The organism is Rubellimicrobium roseum (assembly GCF_006152145.1).
Taxonomy (GTDB): Bacteria; Pseudomonadota; Alphaproteobacteria; order Rhodobacterales; family Rhodobacteraceae; genus Rubellimicrobium; species Rubellimicrobium roseum.
Genome location: NZ_VDFV01000116.1, coordinates 1 through 3,103 on the forward strand (window position 1 = coordinate 1; position 3,103 = coordinate 3,103).

Annotated in this window: 2 protein-coding genes and 1 pseudogene; all 3 read right to left on the reverse strand. The window is 64.8% G+C overall.

Going from position 1 to position 3,103, the window contains the following annotated elements; all coding sequences use genetic code 11:
• Positions 1-222: 222 nt before the first annotated feature.
• Positions 223-2,655 carry a PAS domain S-box protein gene (locus FHG71_RS22935; protein ID WP_139084110.1) on the reverse strand — a complete coding sequence of 811 codons (2,433 nt, stop codon included), beginning with the start codon at positions 2,653-2,655 and terminating at the stop codon, positions 223-225.
• A 4-nt stretch (positions 2,656-2,659) separates the two neighbouring features.
• Positions 2,660-2,833 carry a type II toxin-antitoxin system ParD family antitoxin gene (locus FHG71_RS24645; RefSeq protein WP_139084112.1) on the reverse strand — a complete coding sequence of 58 codons (174 nt, stop codon included), beginning with the start codon at positions 2,831-2,833 and terminating at the stop codon, positions 2,660-2,662.
• 31 nt (positions 2,834-2,864) lie between these two features.
• Positions 2,865-3,017 (reverse strand): annotated as a pseudogene (locus FHG71_RS24495) (recombinase family protein); the annotation flags it as partial.
• Positions 3,018-3,103: the final 86 nt, after the last annotated feature.

A 3,103-nucleotide genomic window follows, 5' to 3' on the forward strand; every position in this document is an offset into this window, starting at 1 on the left:
GCTCGCCGCATCCACACCGGGGTCCCTCTTGAACGCCGATCCAGGGTCCCGATCCCGTGCCGATTGACAGCCGAGCCTGCGTGAACCCCAGATCTTGAGAGGATGCGACCTCACGCGTGCCCTTCAGCAAATCCTTCGCGATCGAAGACCTCTCGGCCAAGATCGCCAGCATGATGGCCAGCGCAACGGGCTAAGAGCGCACGCCTGCCGTAGGCCTTTTCGCTACTCTCGGCCGTCCGGCATCAAAGCTGCGAGGCTTGCCATGAGCTCTGCGCTCCGGAAGGGCTTGGTGAGCCGAGCAAAGCCGGACGCGATGCCGTCCATCTCCGCATAGCCGGACACAATCAGCACTGGCAGGTCAGGGCGGCGGAGCCGCAGATCGCGCGCCAGATCGAGACCGGTCAGGCCCGGCATGAGGTGGTCGGTCACCACGAGGTGCGGACGGAGCCCCTCGCCAATGAGGCTCAGGGCCTCCTCTGCCGAGTTCGCCTCCACCACCTCGTAGCCCAGGTCCATCAGCATGTCGGCCGTGCTCAGGCGCACAAGGTCTTCGTCGTCGACGAGCAACGCCATACCCTGTGCCTTGGTGGTCCCCGCAGAGTTTGATGCTTGGCTCCCCTCCCCGACCGCCCCCATGCTGATGGGCAGCCACAGCTCGACCGTGGTGCCCTCCCCCAAGTGGCTGTCGATGGTCAGCGTGCCACCCAGCTGCAGTGCCAACCCATGCACCATCGACAAGCCCAGTCCCGTACCCTTGCCGATGCCCTTGGTCGAGAAGAAGGGCTCGACGGCGCGGGCCAGCGTGGCCTCGTCCATGCCCACGCCGGTGTCCTTGACCGAGAGGCGGACATAAGGCCCGGGGCGCAACTTCGTGCGGCGGCCCGTCCTGACGGTCACGTGCTCTGCCGAGATGGCCAGCACACCGGCATTAGGCATCGCGTCCCGCGCATTTACCGCCAAATTCAGCAATGCCATCTCAAGCTGGTTGGCGTCGGCCAGGGCGGGCGGCAGGTCCTCTGGCATATCCAACCGCACATCGATCCGTGGTCCCACGGTGCTGGCGATGAGTTCGGCCATCTCGCTCACGAGACGCCGGACGTCCACTGGACCCGGTTGCAGTGGCTGCCGGCGCGCAAAGGCCAGGAGCCGTTGCACCAATACCTTGGCCCGTTCGGCCGATTGCAATGCTCCGTCCATGAGCCGCCGTTCGCGCTCGCTCCCCACCCCGCGCGTGAGAAGCCGGTCGAGCGAGCCGATGATGGGCGTAAGCAGGTTGTTGAAGTCGTGAGCCACACCCCCGGTGAGCTGGCCCATGGCCTCCATCTTCTGAGACTGGCGCAGCGCCTCTTGCGCGACTTCAAGCTCGGCCTGACGCTCTATCTCTACCGTCACGTCCCGGCCGGAGCAGTAGATCAGGTCGTCGGCGGGCGTAGTGATCCACGAGATCCAGTGATAGTTACCGGCCTTGTCGCGGTACCGGTTGAGATGGGTCTCAGTCGGCCCTGCGAGAGCCCCGGCGAGCTTCTCAGCCCGTCCGACATGGCCATCCGGGTGGGTGAAGTCGAACAACGGCCGCCCGATCATCTCTTCTGGCAGCCAACCCAGGAGCCGCGTGGCCGCCGGGCTCACGGCCCTGAAGATGCCCTCCCCATCAACGACAACCTGCAGGTCCTGAGAGTGGTGCCAGACCCGTTCCAGCTCCCGCGTGCGCTCGGCGACCCGTTGCTCGAGCGACTCGTTCAGCTCGCGCAGGCGGACCTCACCCTCCTTGTGCTCGGTGACGTCGATCTGAATGCCGTCCCAGATCAGTGAGCCATCCGCCTGCTTGCGTGGAGCCGAGATGATGCGACACCAGCGGACCTCGCCGTCAGCGCGCCGGAGCCGCGCTTCGACGTCAAACAGGCCCATCTCACGGAGCGACTGTGCCTCTGCCTCGGCAAGTCGTTGCCTGTCCTCAGGCAGGATCAGCCTGTAGGGAAGGGTCGGATCAGCAAGAACGGCGTGAGCCGGCCAGCCGGTTAGCTTTTCGTGGCTTTGGGAGACGTAAAGGAAGCGCCGCTCATTGCCATCCGGCCCCGTGGCGATCTGATACACCATCCCGGCCGGCAGGTTGTCGGTGAGCGCTCGCAGACGAGCCTCGCTCTCCGCCAGTGCTGACTCCGTGAGAACCCGCCCGGTTGTCTCGGCCACCGCGCAGTACATACCGGCCACGCGCCCGCTCTCATCGCGCACGGGCGAGTAGCTGAAGGTGAACCAGGCCTGCTCGTCGAAGCCTTTCCGGTTGACCACGAGCGGTAGATCCTCGTGGTACGTCCCCTGCCCTGCGAGCGCGGCATCGATCAGGGGCGAGATGTCGGACCAGATCTCCGACCAGATGCCCTTGAAACGAGCACCCAGCGCGGCCGGGTGCTTGGCGCCGAGGATCTCGGCATAGGCGTCGTTGTAGAGAAAGCCGAGCTCCGGGCCCCAGGCCACGAACATCGGAAATTTGGACGTGAGGATCAGACCTACCACGCTGCGCAGCGACTGTGGCCAAGCTGAGGGTGCCCCAAGCGGCGAGGCTGACCAGTCATGGCCGCGCATGAGCACGCCCATCTCGCCACCACCTGCCAGAAACCCCAAATCGCTGGCCGGCTGGCAGACGAGATCATCCATAACGCTACTCGTCTCTATGCGCGGACTGACGGCCGGCGTCCTCGCGTTCGATCAGCAGACGAAGTCCCGCGCGCACGACCTCACTCGCCAACGTGTAGCGTCCTGCGGCGACCTCGTCCTGAATGAACCTGGTGAGCGACTCCGTGAGGGCAATGTGACGGTAGTGCTTCTCTGTCATGGTTGATCAGGTAGCACAGTTCGTCTGGGTGTCACCAGTGCCACACCCGCTTGATGATGGACACGCGCACGCGCGTGCGCTCCGCAGCTAGGCCGCGCTCGAACTCAGCGATGGAAACGAAAACGTCAAACACCAGCCGCCCGGCTGGAATGATGGTGTCGATGTCGTGCGCGAGAGAGCGGAAGCCAGCGCCCTTGCTCTAGGGCTTGTTGACGTTCACCTCAGTCGGATGACGGTGGCTGCCAAGGAGATGAAGGCGCTGAAGCTTTC

Coding starts and splice junctions, on each gene's coding strand:
- FHG71_RS24645 (WP_139084112.1), bottom strand. CDS start 2,833: ATGACAGAGAAGCACTACCGTCACATTGCCCTCACGGAGTCGCTCACC.
- FHG71_RS22935 (WP_139084110.1), bottom strand. CDS start 2,655: ATGGATGATCTCGTCTGCCAGCCGGCCAGCGATTTGGGGTTTCTGGCA.